General features: G+C 37.1%; 19 protein-coding genes and 4 pseudogenes. 10 read left to right on the top strand and 13 right to left on the bottom strand.

Going from position 1 to position 18,839, the window contains the following annotated elements; genetic code table 11:
* Nucleotides 1-53: 53 nt before the first annotated feature.
* From BV906_RS09445 to BV906_RS09435, 3 genes are all read right to left on the bottom strand, one after another.
* On the bottom strand, nucleotides 54-1,133 hold the full coding sequence (locus tag BV906_RS09445; protein ID WP_087973276.1) for a M20 family metallopeptidase: 1,080 nt from the start codon (nucleotides 1,131-1,133) through the stop codon (nucleotides 54-56).
* Nucleotides 1,134-1,167: 34 nt separating this feature from the next.
* A complete protein-coding gene (locus tag BV906_RS09440) occupies nucleotides 1,168-2,214 on the bottom strand; it encodes an ATP-grasp domain-containing protein (protein ID WP_087973275.1) in 1,047 nt (348 codons plus the stop codon).
* Nucleotides 2,215-2,339: 125 nt separating this feature from the next.
* Entirely contained in the window at nucleotides 2,340-2,756 is a 417-nt protein-coding gene (locus tag BV906_RS09435) for a CBS domain-containing protein (protein ID WP_087973274.1), read from the bottom strand.
* Nucleotides 2,757-3,001: 245 nt separating this feature from the next.
* On the opposite strand from BV906_RS09435, the gene BV906_RS20025 reads away from it, so the two are divergent.
* Nucleotides 3,002-3,181 carry a YjzC family protein gene (locus tag BV906_RS20025; RefSeq protein WP_087973554.1) on the top strand — a complete coding sequence of 60 codons (180 nt, stop codon included), beginning with the start codon at nucleotides 3,002-3,004 and terminating at the stop codon, nucleotides 3,179-3,181.
* A 159-nt stretch (nucleotides 3,182-3,340) separates the two neighbouring features.
* Here the strand turns inward: BV906_RS20025 and BV906_RS09425 are convergent, their stop codons facing one another.
* Nucleotides 3,341-4,228 carry a hypothetical protein gene (locus tag BV906_RS09425; RefSeq protein ID WP_087973273.1) on the bottom strand — a complete coding sequence of 296 codons (888 nt, stop codon included), beginning with the start codon at nucleotides 4,226-4,228 and terminating at the stop codon, nucleotides 3,341-3,343.
* Nucleotides 4,229-4,636: 408 nt separating this feature from the next.
* Here BV906_RS09425 and BV906_RS09415 point away from each other — a divergent pair, with 408 nt between their 5' ends.
* The 5 genes and pseudogenes from BV906_RS09415 to BV906_RS09395 all read left to right on the top strand — a co-directional run.
* Nucleotides 4,637-5,278, top strand: a complete 642-nt coding sequence (locus tag BV906_RS09415; RefSeq protein WP_087973271.1) for a hypothetical protein — start codon at nucleotides 4,637-4,639, stop codon at nucleotides 5,276-5,278.
* Nucleotides 5,279-5,373: 95 nt separating this feature from the next.
* On the top strand, nucleotides 5,374-6,015 hold the full coding sequence (locus tag BV906_RS09410; RefSeq protein WP_245844028.1) for a hypothetical protein: 642 nt from the start codon (nucleotides 5,374-5,376) through the stop codon (nucleotides 6,013-6,015).
* 291 nt (nucleotides 6,016-6,306) lie between these two features.
* Nucleotides 6,307-6,937: pseudogene (locus BV906_RS09405) on the top strand (SPFH domain-containing protein); the annotation flags it as partial.
* Between the two features lie 214 nt (nucleotides 6,938-7,151).
* Entirely contained in the window at nucleotides 7,152-7,487 is a 336-nt protein-coding gene (locus tag BV906_RS09400) for a hypothetical protein (protein ID WP_087973269.1), read from the top strand.
* 273 nt (nucleotides 7,488-7,760) lie between these two features.
* A pseudogene (locus BV906_RS09395) lies at nucleotides 7,761-8,118 on the top strand (pyrroline-5-carboxylate reductase dimerization domain-containing protein); the annotation flags it as partial.
* An 85-nt stretch (nucleotides 8,119-8,203) separates the two neighbouring features.
* Here the strand turns inward: BV906_RS09395 and BV906_RS09390 are convergent.
* The 3 genes from BV906_RS09390 to BV906_RS09380 form a co-directional block, all read right to left on the bottom strand.
* Entirely contained in the window at nucleotides 8,204-9,379 is a 1,176-nt protein-coding gene (locus tag BV906_RS09390; RefSeq protein ID WP_087973268.1) for an alanyl-tRNA editing protein, read from the bottom strand.
* Between the two features lie 15 nt (nucleotides 9,380-9,394).
* On the bottom strand, nucleotides 9,395-10,561 hold the full coding sequence (locus BV906_RS09385; protein ID WP_087973267.1) for an AI-2E family transporter: 1,167 nt from the start codon (nucleotides 10,559-10,561) through the stop codon (nucleotides 9,395-9,397).
* Nucleotides 10,562-10,987: 426 nt separating this feature from the next.
* On the bottom strand, nucleotides 10,988-11,440 hold the full coding sequence (locus BV906_RS09380) for a hemerythrin domain-containing protein (protein WP_087973266.1): 453 nt from the start codon (nucleotides 11,438-11,440) through the stop codon (nucleotides 10,988-10,990).
* A 417-nt stretch (nucleotides 11,441-11,857) separates the two neighbouring features.
* On the opposite strand from BV906_RS09380, the gene BV906_RS09375 reads away from it, so the two are divergent.
* Nucleotides 11,858-12,385 (top strand): YehS family protein, encoded by a 528-nt coding sequence (locus BV906_RS09375; RefSeq protein ID WP_087973265.1) that lies wholly within the window; start codon nucleotides 11,858-11,860, stop codon nucleotides 12,383-12,385.
* 98 nt (nucleotides 12,386-12,483) lie between these two features.
* Here BV906_RS09375 and BV906_RS19850 read toward each other — a convergent pair whose 3' ends face one another.
* The 4 genes and pseudogenes from BV906_RS19850 to BV906_RS09365 all read right to left on the bottom strand — a co-directional run bounded on the left by BV906_RS19850 (nucleotide 12,484) and on the right by BV906_RS09365 (nucleotide 13,366).
* A complete protein-coding gene (locus tag BV906_RS19850; protein WP_245844067.1) occupies nucleotides 12,484-12,858 on the bottom strand; it encodes a beta-ketoacyl-[acyl-carrier-protein] synthase family protein in 375 nt (124 codons plus the stop codon).
* Between the two features lie 2 nt (nucleotides 12,859-12,860).
* Nucleotides 12,861-13,037, bottom strand: coding sequence for a hypothetical protein (locus BV906_RS19845; RefSeq protein ID WP_245844027.1), 177 nt, complete (start codon nucleotides 13,035-13,037; stop codon nucleotides 12,861-12,863).
* 13 nt (nucleotides 13,038-13,050) lie between these two features.
* Nucleotides 13,051-13,110, bottom strand: a pseudogene (locus BV906_RS19840) (hypothetical protein); the annotation flags it as partial.
* A gap of 115 nt (nucleotides 13,111-13,225) precedes the next feature.
* Nucleotides 13,226-13,366: a hypothetical protein gene (locus BV906_RS09365; protein WP_245844026.1), complete on the bottom strand. Its 141-nt coding sequence runs from the start codon at nucleotides 13,364-13,366 to the stop codon at nucleotides 13,226-13,228.
* A gap of 613 nt (nucleotides 13,367-13,979) precedes the next feature.
* On the opposite strand from BV906_RS09365, the gene BV906_RS09360 reads away from it, so the two are divergent.
* A complete protein-coding gene (locus BV906_RS09360) occupies nucleotides 13,980-15,029 on the top strand; it encodes a methyl-accepting chemotaxis protein (RefSeq protein ID WP_087973264.1) in 1,050 nt (349 codons plus the stop codon).
* A 290-nt stretch (nucleotides 15,030-15,319) separates the two neighbouring features.
* On the opposite strand, the gene BV906_RS09355 is transcribed toward BV906_RS09360, so the two are convergent.
* Nucleotides 15,320-15,874: a Maf family protein gene (locus BV906_RS09355; RefSeq protein ID WP_087973263.1), complete on the bottom strand. Its 555-nt coding sequence runs from the start codon at nucleotides 15,872-15,874 to the stop codon at nucleotides 15,320-15,322.
* Between the two features lie 296 nt (nucleotides 15,875-16,170).
* Between BV906_RS09355 and hprK the strand changes: the two genes are divergently transcribed.
* Together hprK and BV906_RS09345 are read left to right on the top strand one after the other, a co-directional pair.
* Nucleotides 16,171-17,085, top strand: a complete 915-nt coding sequence (hprK, locus tag BV906_RS09350; protein ID WP_087973262.1) for an HPr(Ser) kinase/phosphatase — start codon at nucleotides 16,171-16,173, stop codon at nucleotides 17,083-17,085.
* Between the two features lie 202 nt (nucleotides 17,086-17,287).
* Nucleotides 17,288-17,654 (top strand): annotated as a pseudogene (locus BV906_RS09345) (iron chaperone).
* A 331-nt stretch (nucleotides 17,655-17,985) separates the two neighbouring features.
* Here the strand turns inward: BV906_RS09345 and BV906_RS09340 are convergent.
* Nucleotides 17,986-18,780 (bottom strand): IclR family transcriptional regulator, encoded by a 795-nt coding sequence (locus BV906_RS09340; protein WP_087973261.1) that lies wholly within the window; start codon nucleotides 18,778-18,780, stop codon nucleotides 17,986-17,988.
* Nucleotides 18,781-18,839: the final 59 nt, after the last annotated feature.

The following is an 18,839-nucleotide window of genomic DNA, read 5'->3' as shown; positions in this document are numbered from 1 at the left end:
TATAATCATAATACATTAAAAAGAGGAAGCAGGGGTCCCCATGCTTCCTCTTTTTAATGATTATTTCCATAGGTTGATACGAAGTGTTTTAGGACTTGTTGGTATTCTCTTACAGAATCTACGTATACCATTTCTTCATCGCCGTGCCAGTCATGTCCGATGGGGCCAAATTCTATGGCAGACCCTCCATATTCGGTAAAAAACTGCCCATCATTTGAACCATGCTGGCCAAAGATGTTTACTCTCTCAAATTGCGTTTGATTCTTTATCGACTCGGCGAGAGCTTGTACAAATGGATTATCTTCCTTCGTCTTAACTGGTCTGTTGCGCATATGCGTTGATATGGTTCCTTCTGTAATCTCTTGAATCTGTTTAAATATCTCATCAGGAGATTGTTCAGGTAAATATCTAATATCAAGCGACATTTTACATGATTCTGGTACCTTATTATAAACTGTTCCACCATGTATTTTAGCGAGATTAATTGACGGTTTATCATACATTGGTGGGGAAGTTTCTTCTGCAAAAGGAAGCTCAAGTATCTCCTCGTATAAATAAAAGGCCTTGGTAATTGCATTATCACCTTCCCATGGGCGGCTTCCATGTGCCGGCTTTCCTTCGATGACAAAATCGAGTTGGAGCACACCTTTGGATTGGATAGCAATTCCCATGTTTGTCGGTTCCCCACAAATAATAAAGTCACCTAAATAACCATTTTCTGTTAAATATTTTGTACCATTAGATCCACCAGTTTCCTCATCAGGTACGATTTGAAGCATTACTTTTGATTTTAAATTGTGATTCTTTAATTGTGCAACGGTTTCCATCATTGTAGCGACACCTGCTTTCATATCAACAGAACCGCGTCCATACATTTTTCCATCATTAATATAGGCTTTAAACTGTCTGTCCTCTGCTTCAATAACATCAATATGACCGTTGAAAACGATTGTGTTTTTGCCTTGACCAATTTCACATACTAACATGTGATGCCCGTTGTTTACTATTTTTTTAACAGTGAGCCCGCGATTTTCTAACCATTCCGCACAATAATCTATCGCCTCGTTTGCTCCTGTTTTGTTAGAACTATCTATTTCAATCAGTTTTTCTAGTAATGGGATTGGATCACCCATTTTATCCCTCCTACATGTATGGTTAAGAAAAAGTTTACTTACGGATATATTTAACCTTCTCTTCTTCTATATGAACGACAACGTCATGACGCGCAAGTTCAATATCTGGATCCTGTTTCAGCCAATTTTCATTCACTTCTTTACCAGCCGTTAGAGCAATAATTGCTGCGGGAACATCCGCGCCTGCTTGGTGGGTAAATGCATAGCCTCCTCCAAAACGAGGGTTAATGTCAATGACATAATAATTAGTACCATCGTAATATACATCAGCGTTCATGTACCCTGCATGACCCAAGTTTTCCCCTGTTTTTTTTGCGATACTTTGTAATTCAGGGGAGTTTACTGTAATACATCGATCAACATCTCCACCTCTCATATCCAATTGCTTTCGGATAAAGGAAGCGAGAAAGCGACCATCTAAGTCGTTGAACATATCAACACTAAACTTTTCTCCTTCAATCACATCCTGAATAATGATATTATCCTCAGGTTTTTTGTGAGTAGCATCATTTAACGGTGTCTCTTTAATCATCTGAACGGCATGCTGGTAAGCAAATTTCATATCTTCAACACTATGGACATATTCAATTCCTATAGAAGCAGAACCGTTACGCGGTTTCACGATTAATGGAAATGAAACCTCGTTATTTTCTATTGCCTTCTCAGCATCTTCTATATTGATATATGAGAGTGGAGCCATAACCTCGAATGTTTTCAGCAATTCGCGGTATTTTCCTTTATCCCGTACTTTATCGACAATGTTTGGGTCCGGTGTAAAGACGGAAACACTTAATTTTTTAAGTTCCTCTTTGTGAGCAGATAGTTTGGGTACTTCCCAATCATTTAGCGGTACAAGACAATTCACCTCATGTTTTTCACAGATTTCAAATATTGCTTCGATGTACCGTGGGTCTGTTTGATGTGGGATTGCATAACTTTCATCTCCTGCTTGAAGTGACGGTGCGTTATTCTCTGGATCGGCTACAATCACTTTTCCGTTTATACCAGCATTCTTTAAAGCACTCTGAAAAAAGCCTACAAAGTCAATTCGTCTGGCGCTTGATGTCAGTAAAATATTCAAGGTTAATCCACTCCTCGTGTTTTTAATCAGTTATTCTTAAGAAAAACCTCTCAAGAATTCGTTGTGAATTAATGAGAGGATTTACTGGTATTTCATCTATAGATTCACGAAAGTAACTTTGTGAATTAATGGCCAGATTTCTTTATTTCACTTAATGCGCTCTCTGCAGCTTGTTCATTATTGGTTACAGCTATATCGCCTAATGATACAACACCTTTTAATTGATCATTTTCTACTACCAACAGACGTGAAATTTGGTGATCTTGCATCAGCCTGGATGCTTCTTCCACTTCCATATCCGGAAGTCCGGTAATTACCTTTTCAGTCATGATCTGCTGGGCTTCTATATTAGTAATGTCTGGGCCTTTCGCTAAACCTTTACACACGAGATCTCTATCAGTTACTACTCCGAGGAACTTGTCATCAATAATCGGGAGAAACCCTACATCGTTTGCCTTCATCTCACGTGCTAATGAAAACATTCCATCACTTGGCTTAACTTCCGCTACATTTTCCGTCATTATTTCTTGAAGCGTTGTCATGTGAAACTCCTCCTTTAAATAATTAATGACATTCTCTAACAATCCCGATTAAAACTTGGATTAATATACAATAACCTAAAAAATACAAGTTAAAACATCTCCGTCAATTTAAAAAAACTTGCGGATTATCAAAAATTGGTTGATATTGTTGTTTGAAATTTATTATATGGGTTATTAGATAGTATAGAAAGATAGTTATTTAATTTACACTCAACTTTCTAAAAAAATTTCGGAGGTGGAGACAAATAGCAGATAACAAATTAAAAACAGGCGAAAAAGCTCCAGAAAGTGGCGAATATAAGGTTGATAGTCTGGTAAGTGGTGGCTCATCAAGTAATGATGATACGACAATAAATATCGATAAAGGCGATCAATTCCCACCCTCACCTTCAAGTAATGAAGCAGCATATTGGGTAAAAGCATAAATTTACAATATTAGAAACCCTCTTAGAGTTTAGTAACTTTAAGAGGGTTTCATTTTACATATTGAAGAGACTTTTATAATGGATAAAGGAAAAGGTTTTATTGGTTGTGGAAGTATGGTAAAAGCAGTGATTCAAGCAGTGGGAGATTAACACATTAGTTTAAAATGAAACATCCAATGTGGTACCTTTTCCGACTTCTTCACCTGTATTCGTGTTTGTTGGATTAGCTATGATGTTGACCGTCAGATTTTTTATTTGGTCTGTAGTCAAATGATTCTCATTTAGCATATAAACTAAGGTAGCGTTCCTTGGTGCCTGTGTGCCATAATTACCATCCGTAATACCACTGAACATACTGTGGGCAGTTAGTTGTTGTCCATTTAAATCAAGTGTCGTTGAAGCAAAGAAGAATTGGATTGGATCTTCACTTGTGTTCTGCAATATCGCATCCACCTGCAAGAACCTCACATGATCCCCGGAAATCCCAGCAATCGATTCTTCGGTTACTTTCCCGCTAACAAGCATGACATTTTCTATGTGAATATTCATCGGATCAATATGTACAGGACTAAGAGCGACTGATTTTTCAATGGTAAATTCACCAGTACTATTCTTTACTGTCTGCCCTGCACTTCCATCTACCGCAAATTGCCCCTTTGGATAATGGTCAAAATTGGTTGTTGTTTGTTGTTTGCTTTTTTTATCTTCCGGTTTACTTTTCGCTTCTTTATCTTCAACCGAATCTTCCAGAGCAGGCTTTTCTTCTGTATTTCCAGCCGCTTCTCCTGGCTCATCCACTGGATCTTGCTCTCTATCCTCCGGCTTTTTTTTCGAGTCATCTGAGACTTCCTCTGATGACTTTGCCTCTTTGGAAGCTTCATCCTCTTCTTCCAGGTCGAGAACAATTTCTTTTTTATCCGCTACCATTGAGTCTGTAGTGCTATTATCGTGAACTATCTCTTCTTCTATTTTTTCTTGCTGGCCCGTGCCACAAGCCGAAAGTGCTAGCACAGACAAAAATGCAGTAACTGTTAACCATCTATTCAAAGTTGTTCCCCCTTAATTTTAGCTCACTATAAGTGTGTGTTCAAAAAGGAGGATAAAAAGGACCGAGGAATTCCCTTCTCCGAATACGCTTGTAGACGGAGGTGCAGAATTCTATTTAACGTATGCTTTTAATAGGTGTGCAAACGATCTTGCACGCAGGAAAAGCAAGCATTCCTGAGAAATTCGATGTGTCATTTTTACCGGACCTTTTGAACATCCTTTATAAGAATATCAACAATATTTATAAGATACAAGGATGCTATCAGCCTTTTTTAATTAACCGTCCGAATCCATTTTCCCCTCCAGAGCCAGGAAAATGAAACATTCGAAAAAATTTTTGGAAAAACAGAGAGAATTTTTACTAACGGGTCATAATAAAGGTATCGACATAGAAAGGTGGGAATTTGTATGCACTTAGAATGGTTTGATAGAGTCTGTGGTGAATTGCAGGATAGTCTTATTTCTATTTGTGAGAAATATGATGAAAATGGAAAAATGTCAATTGAGCGTGGGGCAAGACATCCAAGGATAGACTTTTTTGTGGAAACGGAAGAAGCTGATAGAGATTATTTTTGCTCACTTTTTTTTGATCCGCATAATGAGGAATTCTATATTCAGTCTTATGAACAGGAACTTGGTCATATTAGTAAAGTAGTGCTGACTGAAATAGAGGATATTATTGATGCTGTTCACGAAAGTTTCCATAATTATATGGATGATGATCTGATCGAAGAAGATATGACAGACGATGAAACTAATTTTGATGATTCTGACGAAATAGTAGTTGGAGAATTCGATGTGGAATGGGAAACTCCAGAGGTGACTGCTTACATCGAGGAAGATGAAGAAGTAGAAATATCGTATCAGTTCGGAGTCGTTCAGGAAACCGGTGATGGTGTATTAAAAAGGACGAATCGCATCTGGACAGAGGATGAGGATTTAATCAAAGATGAACAACATTTTATTTTTGGTAGGGAAGAAGCAAGTACAATCATAGCTATGATTGCTAGTCATATGGACGGTTTGAGTTCAATGGATTACCAGGAATAGAGAATAAATAAAGGTAAAAGTCTGTCCATGTCCGGGCAGACTTTTCCGTTTCAGGTTTAGAAGGAATTTTTTAGATGTTCATACACTAATAAATGATGTTAACTCGAAAGGTTGTGGACTATATGCACCTAGAATGGTTTGACAGAGTCTGTGGCGAGCTGGAGGACAGTGTTCATTTAATTTGTGAGAAATATGATATTACTTGCAGGATGTTAATTGAGCGTAGGGAAAAACATCCAAGGATAGACTTTTTTTCTGATAGGGCAGAAGGAAACAGGAGTTATTTTTTCACCCTATTCTTTGATCCTCCAAATGATGAGTTTTATTTTCAGTCCATCGATCCATATTATGGACATATGAGTAAGGTGGTCCTAAACGATTTAAAGGACATTATTCATGTTGTTCACGAAAGCGTTCAAAATTATATCGACGATGACCTTTCCGAAGAAGAAATATTGGAAGACGGATTATATTTGGAAGAAACCGATGGAGACTGGGAATCTTCAGAGGTGATTCCTATTTACAAAGAAGATGAAGCAGAAATGTCTTATATGTTTAGCCTTACTGAGGATACTGGTGAGGGTGTTATAAAACGAATGATTCGTAAATCAACAAATGATGGGAATCAGTTAGAAGAAGAAACCATCATTTCACTGAGCAAAGAAGAAGCAGGTAAACTGATAGGCATGATTGCGAGTCATATAAGCCCAATGAATATAATGGATCATCATGTATAAATGTGGAAAGTGTGCCTGAATTATGTAGAAGAGATGAGTTAACTCCCTCTGTCAATAACCGCAACGTTTTTTTCTGTAGGTCCGCTGCGTATCCTAGAATAACAATGATCTGATTTCCACGATTAACAGTTGCTTTCAAAATTAGACTGCCTGCTTTTCAACTTGCTCCTATAGCTATTTATTAAGACAGGTAACATTAATAGGTTTTATCAGTTAGTTTTATAGTAAGTTTTTTATTGTGAAATGGTTTCAACAACCGCGAGATTAAGGTAAAGTCCCTGAAAGTGAATCAATGGAACTCTTTATTTCAAAGTGAATGATTACATGGCATTGATTGATAAAATTGCAGGAGTAAGGAAAAACTCTCTTTCCTGAAAATATCAAGATTAGGATTACAGCAAACCTTGATCAACTCCTAATGAAAAGGATTATCAAAGAAGGGAAAGATATGTTCAACTTGCAGGCAAATGCATTTGATATTGCTCGGAGTATTCAAGAAGATCTCGATATGCAAATCATGGACGATGGAATGAAGGTTATCGGGTTCCAAATTATGAGTTTTAACTATCCAAAAGAAGTCCGGGATATGATCACCAAAACAGCTTCCCACGGAATGATTGAAGATATATCGAAATATCAGCAAGTTTCCATGACTAATTGCAGCATGGCCTCTGGAAAAGTTTCCGGGTCTAGAACGGCCTCCGATATGGCTAGCATGATGATGGGTATGAACATGGCAAATGAAATGCTGAAAAATGTGAGCAAAAATAAGCCCGATAATAACGAATCACAATTCAATCAGCAACAACAAGCAAAACCAAAAGAATCTGACAAAAAGTAAATGCCGAATTTCTGTCCAAACTGCGGACAGAAAACAACCGGAGCAAATTTCTGCCCGAATTGCTGCCAGAAATTAGCATAAGGGCAGTTTTAAGGTCCCGTGCCTTGCACATAAACGAAATCTAACAGTCTCCTAGTAAAGGAGGCTGTACTTGCTTGTTAAGTTTTTTTCGTTTCTTATCCGTTGTTATTTCGCATAGCTCGTCTACTTTTCAATTTCCTGCATACAATATGATAGATGTGTAAAAACGTGAAAGACTGTTATAGATAATCAAACTTAAGAGAGGAAACTGTCCATGAAAAAAATAATTTGTTTCACTGGAATTATCCTTGTTCTGGGCTTTGTCGCATTTTTAGAAACACGTGCAGAACCATATCATGGATTTAGTACGAGTTTCCACGATGTTGCCAATGAAGAGTCTATCGAAATAATTGCCGAAACTGAAAAAGAACAAGAGCCTGTAACCTATTCATCATCAGAATATATATTTGAGGAAGAAAAAGTTGAAAATGGGTATCGAATAGAAGTTTACAGAGAATACGAGATTCATGAAGACGAAGAGGGGAATAGAATTAAAAAAGTCCCGACTTCGAATTATAATTACCTAAAATATAAAATAACCAATCAATAATAAAATGGCAAATCCCATCTTGAAGGGCTAGTCATTTTTTTGATAATTAGGAATAAGCCCTCACTCGTTAATATAAAATCGAATCCAGAATATCCTTTTTTATTACTGTATGCCACCATTTCGATTGTAATTATAAATAGCTGTTCCTCTCCTTTATGTTATTAAACCATTGCTATCAACCTACCACTATTTTAAAATGAATAGGTAAAAGTTTATTACATATTGAAGGGGATTCGATAGTCTGAATCAATTTATAACTGACGAGGAACGAATGAAATTAAAGCATTATTTGAAAGCTTTGGTAAAGTCGAAGTTATCGAGGAAAGTCTCATGGATATTGCTAGTGGTTCATCACCGGCTTTTGGATATATATTCATCGAAGCTCTTGCAGATAGTGTCGTACTGCATGGTATGCCAAGAGATAAAAGCATACACAATTGCTGCCCAAGCATTGCTTGGCTCAGCTGAAATGGTATTGGAAACAGGGATCCACCCTGGAAAGTTAAAAGATGATGTTTGTTCGCCTGGTGGAACAACAATTCAATCTGTTGCAAGCTTAGAGATCAGTGGATTTCGGGCTGCGGGGATCCAAGCTGTGAGAGTTAATATGGGGAAAATGGCTGAAAGTTAATTTTTAGATATTTGTAAGGGGATAGTAGTTCTTGTTAATAAATGCCTATCCCCAAAACTTTCCAGTGTGGGGGGATAGGCATTTATTAACAGCTTATTATCTTTTCATAAACGAACTGAAAGAAAGCTAAACAATTTTCGAGAGTTGGAAATGCTGCTTGCGCAGATTTAGCATTTCCACCACCTTTACCATTAAACGCCGGAAGATGCTCTTTATAAAATTCACCACATAATAGAAATTCAGAACCATCATGGACTAGGAGAACTTTATTTTCAGCAGTTGTGGCAAATAATACAATGACATGTTGTTCAGATGCTATTTTTGCCGCAAATTTTTGCATGCTTTTTAGCGACTTATCTGGAAAAACATGTGCGAGAACATTCGACTCTATCCTAGAGAGCAGTTCTTTTTCCAAATAAGTATTATTTTGCTCTTCCAGTTCGGAATTTTGGTACTGAAGTTGCTTATGCTCATTCTCCCATTTCCCAAAACGATCTAAAATATCTTTTCGCCCCGTATGGAACTTATCCGAGAGAGTGTCAGTAATTTCTAGTGTTGCTTGAAAGTCTTCCAATGCGCGGTACCCACATTTGAAATGAATTCGAGTAGCATCTTTCATCTTTTCACTTTTAAAAAGTTTAATTATCCCTATTTCACCTGTATTTGATACATGTATACCACCACAAGCATTGTATTCAATACCTTCAATCTCAACGATACGAATATTCTCCGTTACTTTTGGTTGCTTCACAAGCGGTATAGACGTGAGTTGTTCATTGTTTATAAAATAACTGTTTATGTTTCGATTTTTGTAGATTTGTTTATTTACTTCATCTTCAATCCGAATGAGTTGATCTTGTGTCAGATTGATTTGATTCACATCAATGGTTACATCTTCCGTCCCAAGATGGAAACTCACTGTTTTGGCTTGAAAAAGTTCTAAGCAAATAGCTGATAACAGATGCTGCCCACTATGCTGCTGCATATGATCGAATCTTCTATCCCAGTTCAACTTACAGGATACATGGTTTGTTTCAGGAAGACGATCTATCTTATGTAATATCTCATCGTCTTCCATAAATACATCCGAAACGGCAATATCATTAATGCTTCCTAAATCACAGGGCTGTCCACCGCCATGTGGGTAAAAAGCTGTTTCTTCTAGAATGACAAAGCAGTCTCCACCTTTTTCTATTTCTTTCTTTATCTTTGTTTGCCATTCTTCTGTCTCTGGAGATGTATAGAAAAGCTTTGTTGTCATAAGCCTACCCCCTTATTAATCCACTTTCTTTTCATCTGTTAGTTGATAGGGATCCGTGTCTTCACCAAAGTACTTATTATAGCGATGTTTAAACTTGCCGAATAAGTAGGTGACAATTACTTTTATCATAGCGTATCCAGGTATTCCGAGGATGACCCCAACAATTCCAACTAGATTTCCTGCAACTAGTAAAACGATGATAATAGTAAGCGGATGTATTTTCATCGTTCTTCCCATAATATTTGGGGAAACAAAATTCCCTTCTAAAAATTGTACTGCAGCCCAAACGATTGCTAATTTTACTAACATAAATGGTGAATCGACCAACGCAATAATGATTGCCGGAATAATTGCAATGGTTGGCCCAAGATAGGGGACAACACTCGTTATAGCTGCAATAATTGCAAGTGTGATCGCATACTCCAATCCAATGATTAAATAACCGATAAATAATAAAATACCGATACAAGAAGCAACAATGATTTGTCCTTGAATATATGAACCAACTTGTGTATCCATATTATGTAAGATGTGATTGATATCTTTTCGATATTTAGGTGGTAATAATTTCAAAGAAAACTGTTTAAATTTAATTCCATCTTTTAATAGAAAAAAGAGGATAATTGGAAATGTAACGATTGTAACGATAGCAGTTGTAAGTGTATTTGCTACATTTTGAATGCTTTGGAAAGCATCAGCTAAATAGCTGCCAATCATTCCTGGTATGTCACTGAAATTTGAAATGAACCAGTTATATCCTTCTTCATAATAAGGCCCTAAAAATGAGTTTTGTAACCAGGTTGTGATTCCTTCACCCATTTGATTTAAATAGGTTGGGAAATTCTCAGCTAAATCTGTCACCTGTTGTTGAATTGCAGGAGCTGAAAGCATGATGATCCCAGTTAATAGTCCACTTATACCCAGTATAATAATGATAATTCCCCAAATCCGTTTAATCCGCAACCTCTCTAATAGATTTACTATGGGATTCAATAAATAGTAAACAATAAATGCCAAGATAACAGGCGGTAAAATCGTTGAAAGAATTACATTTAAAGGATAAAAGATAAATGAAATCTTAGTATAAATAAAAATAGTAACACCAATCACCATAAGCAAAGCTAACGCATAAAACAAATCTCGACCACCCAAAAACCGCATCAACCTACTCGACTTCCACATCCACAAAACCTCCTTTTTAATACAATTATAAATCAACCAACACGAATAAGGAAGCATGGGGACGGTTCTTTTGCTTCCTCTATTGGTCAGACTCTTGTTAGGAGTCAAACACAAAAACCCTGCACGCTTTTAACTTGCATGCATATATTAACTTCTGTGTGATAAATTTGTTAGAAAGGGAGAAAATCAGTGGAGAAAAATGAAATGAATTCAACAAACAACGAGATAAGAAACGGTGGGTACCAAATTATTGAAGTGAATTTGTATGACACTTCGGAAAGTATATATGCCGTTTGTACGCCGGTAAGAAAATAATCTATAAGCATGTGAGAAAACCATCTCTTTTGTTGTTTTACATATAAGGGATGGTTTTTCTATTCATCTTATTAAAGAAAAGTGCCAAATAGGCGACTAAGTTTTCACACATTAATGCAGAAATGGAGCAAGTTCCACAAGCTTGTCTTCTGGTAGGGCTTTTTCAATCATTGGAAAAATCACACGTTCTTCTGTACGAATATGTACCTCTAGCAGATGCCCCAAATCATGCATGAGTTCAATATTGATTTCCTTAGACTGAATAACATCCTCAATTTTAGCACGTATCTTCACATGTTCTAAAAGCATTCCTACTATCTCCGGCATATTAATTTCTGCATATTGAGAGTATGCGGGTAAGAGAATTTCCTCTTCTTCTCGGAAATGATTTTGACCATCTGGGTTCCAAAAATCAACAGCATCTTGTTTTATTTCTTCGATTGTTAAACGACTTTCTTTTTTGCCTGCTCTTTTTAATTTCAATGCTAAATGCAGACCAATCATATGGTGGCGAGATAATGGTTTCAGTGATTCATGTCGTATGATACCTTTATGTTTTGTCACGAAAAATCCTCCTCTTTATGAATGTAGTAAAATGGCTTGCATTGTCATTCGGAGTGTTAAAGAAAGTATATCCTTCATTAATAAGAAAAATCAAACGTTGGGAACAGTTCTCTAGGTTAGGGTATCGCACCAGATAACACTTAAAATGGGGAATTCTATAAATAATTGACAGCAAAATTGTATAAATCTATACTGCATAAAGAGTGGTTGACCAATAGATCTTATTTGTGACATAAATAACAATTCTCTTAAGTAGGACGAGTTACCTTAGCCCATAACTTTTAGAACATAGCCTTGAGTCAAAAGAAGTCGTCGGTAATACATAATGGTTCACGATTACTTTAAAAAAAGGTTATTCTGAGATTACTTACCTGATTCCCACTACAGAACAAATAGCAAATACTAGGAGGAATAAAAATGGATATGAATAATAATGATATTTTAATTCGATTACGATACGCCCTTGATATAAAAGATGCAGATATGGTGAAAATATTTGAACTTGGAGGCATCGAAGTAACAAAAGAAGAAGTACAGAAGATCCTAACTAAAACAAAAGACAGTGATGAAGATGGCTTTGCATCAAATGATGAGATGAATAAAGATAATATACCTTGTGATAATTTCATGCTGGAATCATTTTTAAATGGCCTGATAGTCTATAAAAGAGGGAAACAGGAACCAAATCCAGGTCAAGCCGAACGCCCACCAATGATGATGAAAAATAATGATAGTGTTAATAATGTATTGTTGAAAAAGTTGAAAATCGCACTGACATTAACTAGTGAAGACATGATTGACATTCTGGAAGATGCAGAAGTCATCATAACAAAAGGGGAGTTAAGTGCTTTGCTAAGGAAAGAAGGACATCGCAATTACCGAGAATGTGGTGACCGATATGCAAGGAACTTCCTGAAAGGATTGGGGATGAGGTATAGAGGATAAGAAAAACCGAGCGTAGGGAGAAGGCTATCTCCTATGCTGTTTATAAAAACTACCTGTCCCTTGTAAGTAAAGTAGGGACAGGTAGTTTTTTAGTAGATTTAAGGAGCTTGCCAGATTAAAGCAGTTCCAAATGAATTACTGAGTACGGTTTTTACATTTCCTTTCCTACTGACATTTGGTACCACATCAAGGGGTGCTAGTTCGACCCGACTATCACAGTGCAGTGTGGCGGGGATTATCCCTGTTTCAATTGCCTTTATACTCGCGATACTTTCGATTGCACCAGCCGCTCCGAGAGGATGTCCAATGGCACCTTTAATCGAACTAACAGGAATCGCATCCAATTGTTCACCGAATATCTCACGAAGTGCTTTCGTCTCCGCGATGTCGCCTGCCTTAGTTGAGGTTGCATGGGCATTGACATAATCGATTTGGTAAGCATCAAGATTAGTCGAGCGAAGTGCTCGTTTAATGGCTAATGCAGCACCTTTACCGTCTGGATGTGATGCTGTATCTGGTAGGCATCATTGGAAGCTCCATATCCAGCTAATACAGCATGGATATGTGCACCGCGTGCCTTCGCTTTTTCGAGTGGTTCGAGAACAAACAGTGCAGAACCCTCCCCCCATAAGCATACCTGTCCGACTCTCATCAAATGGCCGAGACCATGTTGTTTGGTCTTCCGGGCCAGTTGTTGCAAGTGCGCCCATATCACGTAAGCCGGATAAGAAAGCAGGGGACCATAGACTGTCTACACCACCTGCGAGGACAAAATCGACATCGTCACGCCAAAACTAGAAAGTGGACTCACCAAATGCGTTTGCTCCGAATTTTTCCATTTCAAACCTCTCCAATATCCACATTTCCACCCGACAGCACACAGACAACATTTTTATCTTCGACACCCAATTTACCACTCATAGCAGCCGCAACTGTCACAGCAGAGGAAGGTTCAATAAGCTGTTTCATTCGTTCCAGCACAAAGGTTTGTGCAGTCTTAATCTCTTCCTCTGAAACTAGTACAGATGATTATTATGTGAAAATTATGTATCGCCTCTAACACATTAGTATTGTGCAGAGTTGATAGTTAGTTCATTGCCTATACTTGGTCTGATATTCAAGAATTTTCCTTAGACGAACATTAAATGGTGTTCGTCTTTGTTTGAATATCCTTACTATATGATAAGCAGAGCTAAACATATATCTCAAGTAAACCGGTAAGAGATCTATGACTAAATTACTCTAAGAATAAATAGTTATGGGAGAACAGAAATGAAAAGTGAAAAGAACAAACTTATGCACTATATAGCTGTATAGTCCTACTATTAGCTATTATTATTAATTTTTTAGGCAGATACTTGCATTTATTTAACCATTCGCATGGTGTAGGTGATATCGTTACTTCTTCTGAAATTGAAGCACAGTTTTGAATAACATTAAATGTGTTGTTAATTTTGCCAATTGCAATTTTTGTTATAAGTATTATTTATTATCGGAAAAATAGTAATCATCCCATCATCCCATCATCCCTTATTTATTGACACTTACGCTTACTTTCGGGAGTATTGCAATCATTTCAGGGGGAAGCGGTCGGGTGGAATTTCACTTCAGTATATTTATGGTTGTTGCCGCTCTAGGCTTTTATCAAGAAATAAAATTATTGCTTATGATGACTGTAATATTTGCTGTACAGCACATACTGGGTCTACTGTTTTTTCCTGAGTTGGTATTCGGAGTTGAACACTATATGTTTTCGATGTTTTTGCTGCATGCCATATTTTTGGTGTTAACTTCAAGTGCGGTTAGCTGGCAGGTGTACAGTGGAAAGAAAATTGAAAAGTCCTACCAAAGACAGCAGGAAGAACAAAGGAAGGAAATAATTGATGATATCGTAATTCGTTTATCTCTGACTACGGGACAGGTTTTGAATGTATCTGTATTATCAAGTAATGCCAGGCAATCGTCTGAAACGAGTTCCCAACTGGCTGCTTCCATGGAAGAGGTTGCATCGGTTACGGAACAGCATCTAATGATTATTGAAGATAACAGAAATACCATTACACATATAAATGAAGGTATTAATACGATTAATAAAACTGCTCGAAAAGCCTCGTACAAATCAAATGATTCTGCAGAAGAAGCTCAAAGAAGCAGTGAGTTCACTGTGACGCTGCTAAAACAAATGGAAGAAATAAATAAGGATGTCGATAATTCATTTGCTACTATAAAAGAGTTGAATCAAAGATCACAAGCGATTGAAAGTATCATTGAGGTTATCACGGGAATAGCAGATCAAACCAACCTGTTAGCCCTTAATGCTGCTATCGAATCAGCGAGAGCAGGGGAGTATGGTAAAGGTTTTTCTGTGGTGGCAAATGAAGTTAAAAAATTAGCGGAACAATCATTGAAGTCTTCCAAGAATATATCTGAAATTATTCAGCAGATGCAGACAGAATCTAATCAATCTGTTAAAGCAATGGATAATATCTCCCAATCCGTTGAACATTCTGTTGCGGGTACAAAAGAAGGGTCGAGTAGAACTAATCAGCAACAACAGCTTACAGAGACGACTGTTGTTGTATCAAAAGAATTAAGTGAATTAACGGACGAGATGGAGAGTGTAATTCGGACATTAAAAAGCTAAATCATTATATTAAAAAAGTAACGTGAAATCGGGGTTCACCCCAATTTCGCAAGGTATTTAAATTGACAGTATAATTAAATGAATTTATTCTCTATAATAAGATACTGAGTAACGGGTAACTACTCAATACTGGCAACTACAAGACCGTATAAAGAGTGGTTGACCATAATTATGTTGTCTTACTGAAGAAGTAATCGCTAACCTTGGTCGGGGAGGCGGTTACTTCTTTTTGTATAGAAAAATGCTAATAAATAGAAAGAAAGTGGAAGCAAAAGAAGACCCCATGCTTCCTAACCCCGGAGTTCCCTGACGAGGCGGGAGATTGGCAAGCCCATTACATTGTAGTAATCACCAATAATCTGTTTAACAAGTAAGGCCCCAAGGCTTTGAATTCCATATGCACCTGCTTTATCATACGGTTCATTCGAGGATACATACCACTCTATTTCCTCTTCGGATAGCGGCCAAAATTCAACTTTTGTTCGTTCGACAAATACTTTTTCCAGATCTATTGAACGTATCATGACACCGGTAAATACCTCATGGATGACGCCACTAAGTTTAGAAATCATTTGATATGCATCTTCCTTGTTCTTCGGTTTTTCAAATATATTTTGATTGTATGAAACAACGGTATCGGCTGATAAAATCACTTCATCCTTACTACAAATAGGGACATTCCTCCCTTTTAAAATAGCTAGTTGTTTTACTTTTTCTATTGGGTCACTTGTATTGATTTGTGATTCGTCTATGTCCGGTTTACGTATCGTAAATGGAATTTGCACCTGTTTTAAAAGTTCCTGCCTTCTTGGTGAAGATGATGCAAGGATAAGTTGCTTTTTCATATGTTATTCCTCCTTGGGGTTCGCTTTTTAAATAGAAATGATGAAAGGAGAGTAATATACAAGTGAAGTATAGCAAAATTTGAGAAGATATGGTAATTCGAATAGATATAAGAAATTGCATAAAAGTTTAAATTTAAATTGATAGGGAAATATGCAGATTTTTCACTCCTGAACTTGATTGCTTATATCCATGCATTTATTTATTTCTAAAGTTATGTGTATTTCTTCACTATCTTCTCTTTTTTACAGTATAATTAATTAATAGACTACTTTAGAAAGTTAGGGTGTAATAAAAAATGAAGTCAATAGCGGTGGAAAGACTAGTAAAAGAGTTTTCATTGGAAGTTCTGGCAGGGGGCGACCAGCTGGACCGGCCAATTACAAAATTAAAGACACATCGACCAGGTTTGGAATTTATCGGTTACTTTGCTTTCTTTCCTATGGAGCGGGTGCAAATCCTTGGAAAAAAAGAAATTACATACTTACATCAGCTAAGTGAAGAGGAACGCGAGAAACGGATTGGCAATATTGTAAACTATCATCCCCCATGCTTTATCGTTACAGGAGACCAGGAGGGACTGACATATTTAAAGAAGTTTTGTGCAAGAGAAGGCATACCATTGCTTAGGACAACCGAAACTACAACAGATTTCATAGCAAAAGCTGACGGCTATTTGACAAAAACACTGGCACCAGAAATTGCTCTGCATGGTGTTTGTTTGAATGTCTTCGGAATTGGAATCCTGCTCCGCGGGGAATCCGGTATTGGAAAAAGTGAAATAGCGCACACCCTTATCGGGAGAGGACATCGATTGGTGGCAGACGATATTGTCGTATTGAAAAAACTTAGCCATAAAACGATTCTCGGTACCCATGATGAGAATAATAAAGAATTTCTTGCACTCAGAAGTGTCGGCTTATTGAATGTGGTACGAGTATACGGGAGAAAATCTTTCCAGGATGAAACAAGGATTGCTTTAGATATAAATCTAACAAAATGGGAAAAAAACACCTTAAATAATGAGTTGGAACTTAAGACGAAATTTAAAGAATATATGGATGTGTCCATCCCACATATTGAGATTCAGCTTCAGCCAGGCCGGGATGTGGCGGGTTTAATTGAAGCGGCAGCAAATAATTGGTATTTACAGCAACAAGGATATAGTGCAGCAGAGGACTTTTTACATCGGATTGAATCAACTGAGAAATAAGCTATTCTTGCTTTAAATCATAACGATTAAAAAGTGGAAAACTCTAGTGCAGCATTACACTTATAACTTGCATGTTGATTATCCAGGTTGTAATAATATTTACGAATGTTTCTGAGCGGTTCTATGAGGGTTGTTAAATACAGATGGAGCTTGGAGAACTTCTCTGAACGACAAGATTTCATTTTTGGATGGAACAACATGAATGTGTTTTGCAGAATATATAACACATATTGATAACGACCAACATCGGGTACAAACAGAGGAAGTTTTGACTTGGGTAACTAAGCAATTTCCAAATTTAACACCAACAATGAAGTGGAATCAGCCCATGTTTACCGATCACGGGACATATAATTGGATTTAGCACTGCTAAAAAACATATGGCTGTTGCACCTGAAGGGAAAGCGATTAATCATTTTTCTGAAGAAATTGATTTAGCTGGCTATGATTGTACGAAGGAGTTGATGCGACTCCAGTGGGATAGTCATGTTGATTTTTCATTACTTGAGAAAATAGTCGAGTTTAATATTTTGGATAAGGCAGACTGTTCAACTTTTTGGCGGAAATAAAATAAATTAATAGTACTTAGAGGTTCCTATTTGCGTTTTCAACCATTATATTGATCTTCTTTTCTTCTTGCAACTTGTAAACGGTGTTCAAAGCTCTCATTGTGCAAGAACACCGAAAGAAGCATATTAAAATTTTCAATCTAGCATATGAACAGGTTACAATCGACCAATCCGAGCATTATTGGCCCCATTACAGGTATAATCGCTCGGAAAAGCTGTGAGCAAATAAGTGAGTTTTTGAAAAACAGATTTGATCGAAAGCAATTATCATGTATGTTTGGTGATGGTTCGTTTTCAATGTCGCTTAGGATCTTAAAAAACTCCCCTTCCATTAGAAATTCCTAAAATATCTTTCATCATATCCCAATCTTGTGGATGCTTCTTTTCCAGCTTCAATCACTTTCTTGGCTATATCAGGTATTTTATGGTCTTTCATGCGCTGAATAGGTCCAACAACAGTAATCGCGCTAACAACCTTACCAGTGTAATCCCGTATTGGGGCAGCAACTGATTTAGTTCCTTCTGTTAACTCCTCTGTACTGACAGCATATCTTTGTTCACGGATCATCTTTAATTCTTTGCGAAGTACGTTAGAGTCTGTAATACTATTTTCTGTGTGGGAAATTAACCCTTTATTAATAACATCTTCGACAACCTGCTCCCCGCTATATGCAAGGAGTACTTTACCTGAACTCGTACAATAAGAAGGATTCCTCCTACCGAGATGTGTTAAAATACGGACAGGATGGCTACATTCCTCTTTATGAATATAGATTGTATCGAGCCCGTCCATGACAGCTAAATGTGCGGTTTCACCAGTATCACCTACTAGTTTATGTAGGACTGGTGCAGCTTCTTTATGAATTTCTAAATTGTTCGTAACAATCCCCGCAAGTGTGAGAACGGATATTCCTAATCGGTATGCACTTGTTTTTTGATCTTTTATAACAAATCCCTCACTAGCAAGTGTTGATAGTAATCGACTGACAGTGCTTTTCGCTAAGCCTAATGATTCAGCTAGTTCGCTAACCCTTTTTGTCGGTTCAAATGTAGAAAAGCTTTTTAGGATAAGTAGTGCATTTTTAACCGATGAAAGAACTTGGGGGTCATTTTTTTTCCTTGTCATGTATTTCATTTCCTTTCAAAACTGTTTTATATAAAAGAACAACTTAATTTAACTCTTAT

Origin of the sequence: Oceanobacillus rekensis (genome assembly GCF_002153375.1) — a bacterium.
GTDB classification, from domain to species: Bacteria; Bacillota; Bacilli; order Bacillales; family Amphibacillaceae; genus Oceanobacillus; species Oceanobacillus rekensis.
The sequence above is the reverse complement of the archived record's forward strand: the minus strand, read 5'-3'. Positions and strand labels throughout refer to the sequence as shown.

Bases quoted from the DNA above. Each gene is read 5' to 3' on its own strand.
- BV906_RS09445 (WP_087973276.1), bottom strand. From the start codon at position 1,133: ATGGGTGATCCAATCCCATTACTAGAAAAACTGATTGAAATAGATAGT.
- BV906_RS09435 (WP_087973274.1), bottom strand. From the start codon at position 2,756: ATGACAACGCTTCAAGAAATAATGACGGAAAATGTAGCGGAAGTTAAG.
- BV906_RS09415 (WP_087973271.1), top strand. From the start codon at position 4,637: ATGCACTTAGAATGGTTTGATAGAGTCTGTGGTGAATTGCAGGATAGT.
- BV906_RS09410 (WP_245844028.1), top strand. From the start codon at position 5,374: ATGTTAACTCGAAAGGTTGTGGACTATATGCACCTAGAATGGTTTGAC.
- BV906_RS09400 (WP_087973269.1), top strand. From the start codon at position 7,152: ATGAAAAAAATAATTTGTTTCACTGGAATTATCCTTGTTCTGGGCTTT.
- BV906_RS09390 (WP_087973268.1), bottom strand. From the start codon at position 9,379: ATGACAACAAAGCTTTTCTATACATCTCCAGAGACAGAAGAATGGCAA.
- BV906_RS09385 (WP_087973267.1), bottom strand. From the start codon at position 10,561: ATGTGGAAGTCGAGTAGGTTGATGCGGTTTTTGGGTGGTCGAGATTTG.
- BV906_RS09375 (WP_087973265.1), top strand. From the start codon at position 11,858: ATGGATATGAATAATAATGATATTTTAATTCGATTACGATACGCCCTT.
- BV906_RS19845 (WP_245844027.1), bottom strand. From the start codon at position 13,037: ATGAGAGTCGGACAGGTATGCTTATGGGGGGAGGGTTCTGCACTGTTT.
- BV906_RS09355 (WP_087973263.1), bottom strand. From the start codon at position 15,874: ATGAAAAAGCAACTTATCCTTGCATCATCTTCACCAAGAAGGCAGGAA.
- hprK (WP_087973262.1), top strand. From the start codon at position 16,171: ATGAAGTCAATAGCGGTGGAAAGACTAGTAAAAGAGTTTTCATTGGAA.
- BV906_RS09340 (WP_087973261.1), bottom strand. From the start codon at position 18,780: ATGACAAGGAAAAAAAATGACCCCCAAGTTCTTTCATCGGTTAAAAAT.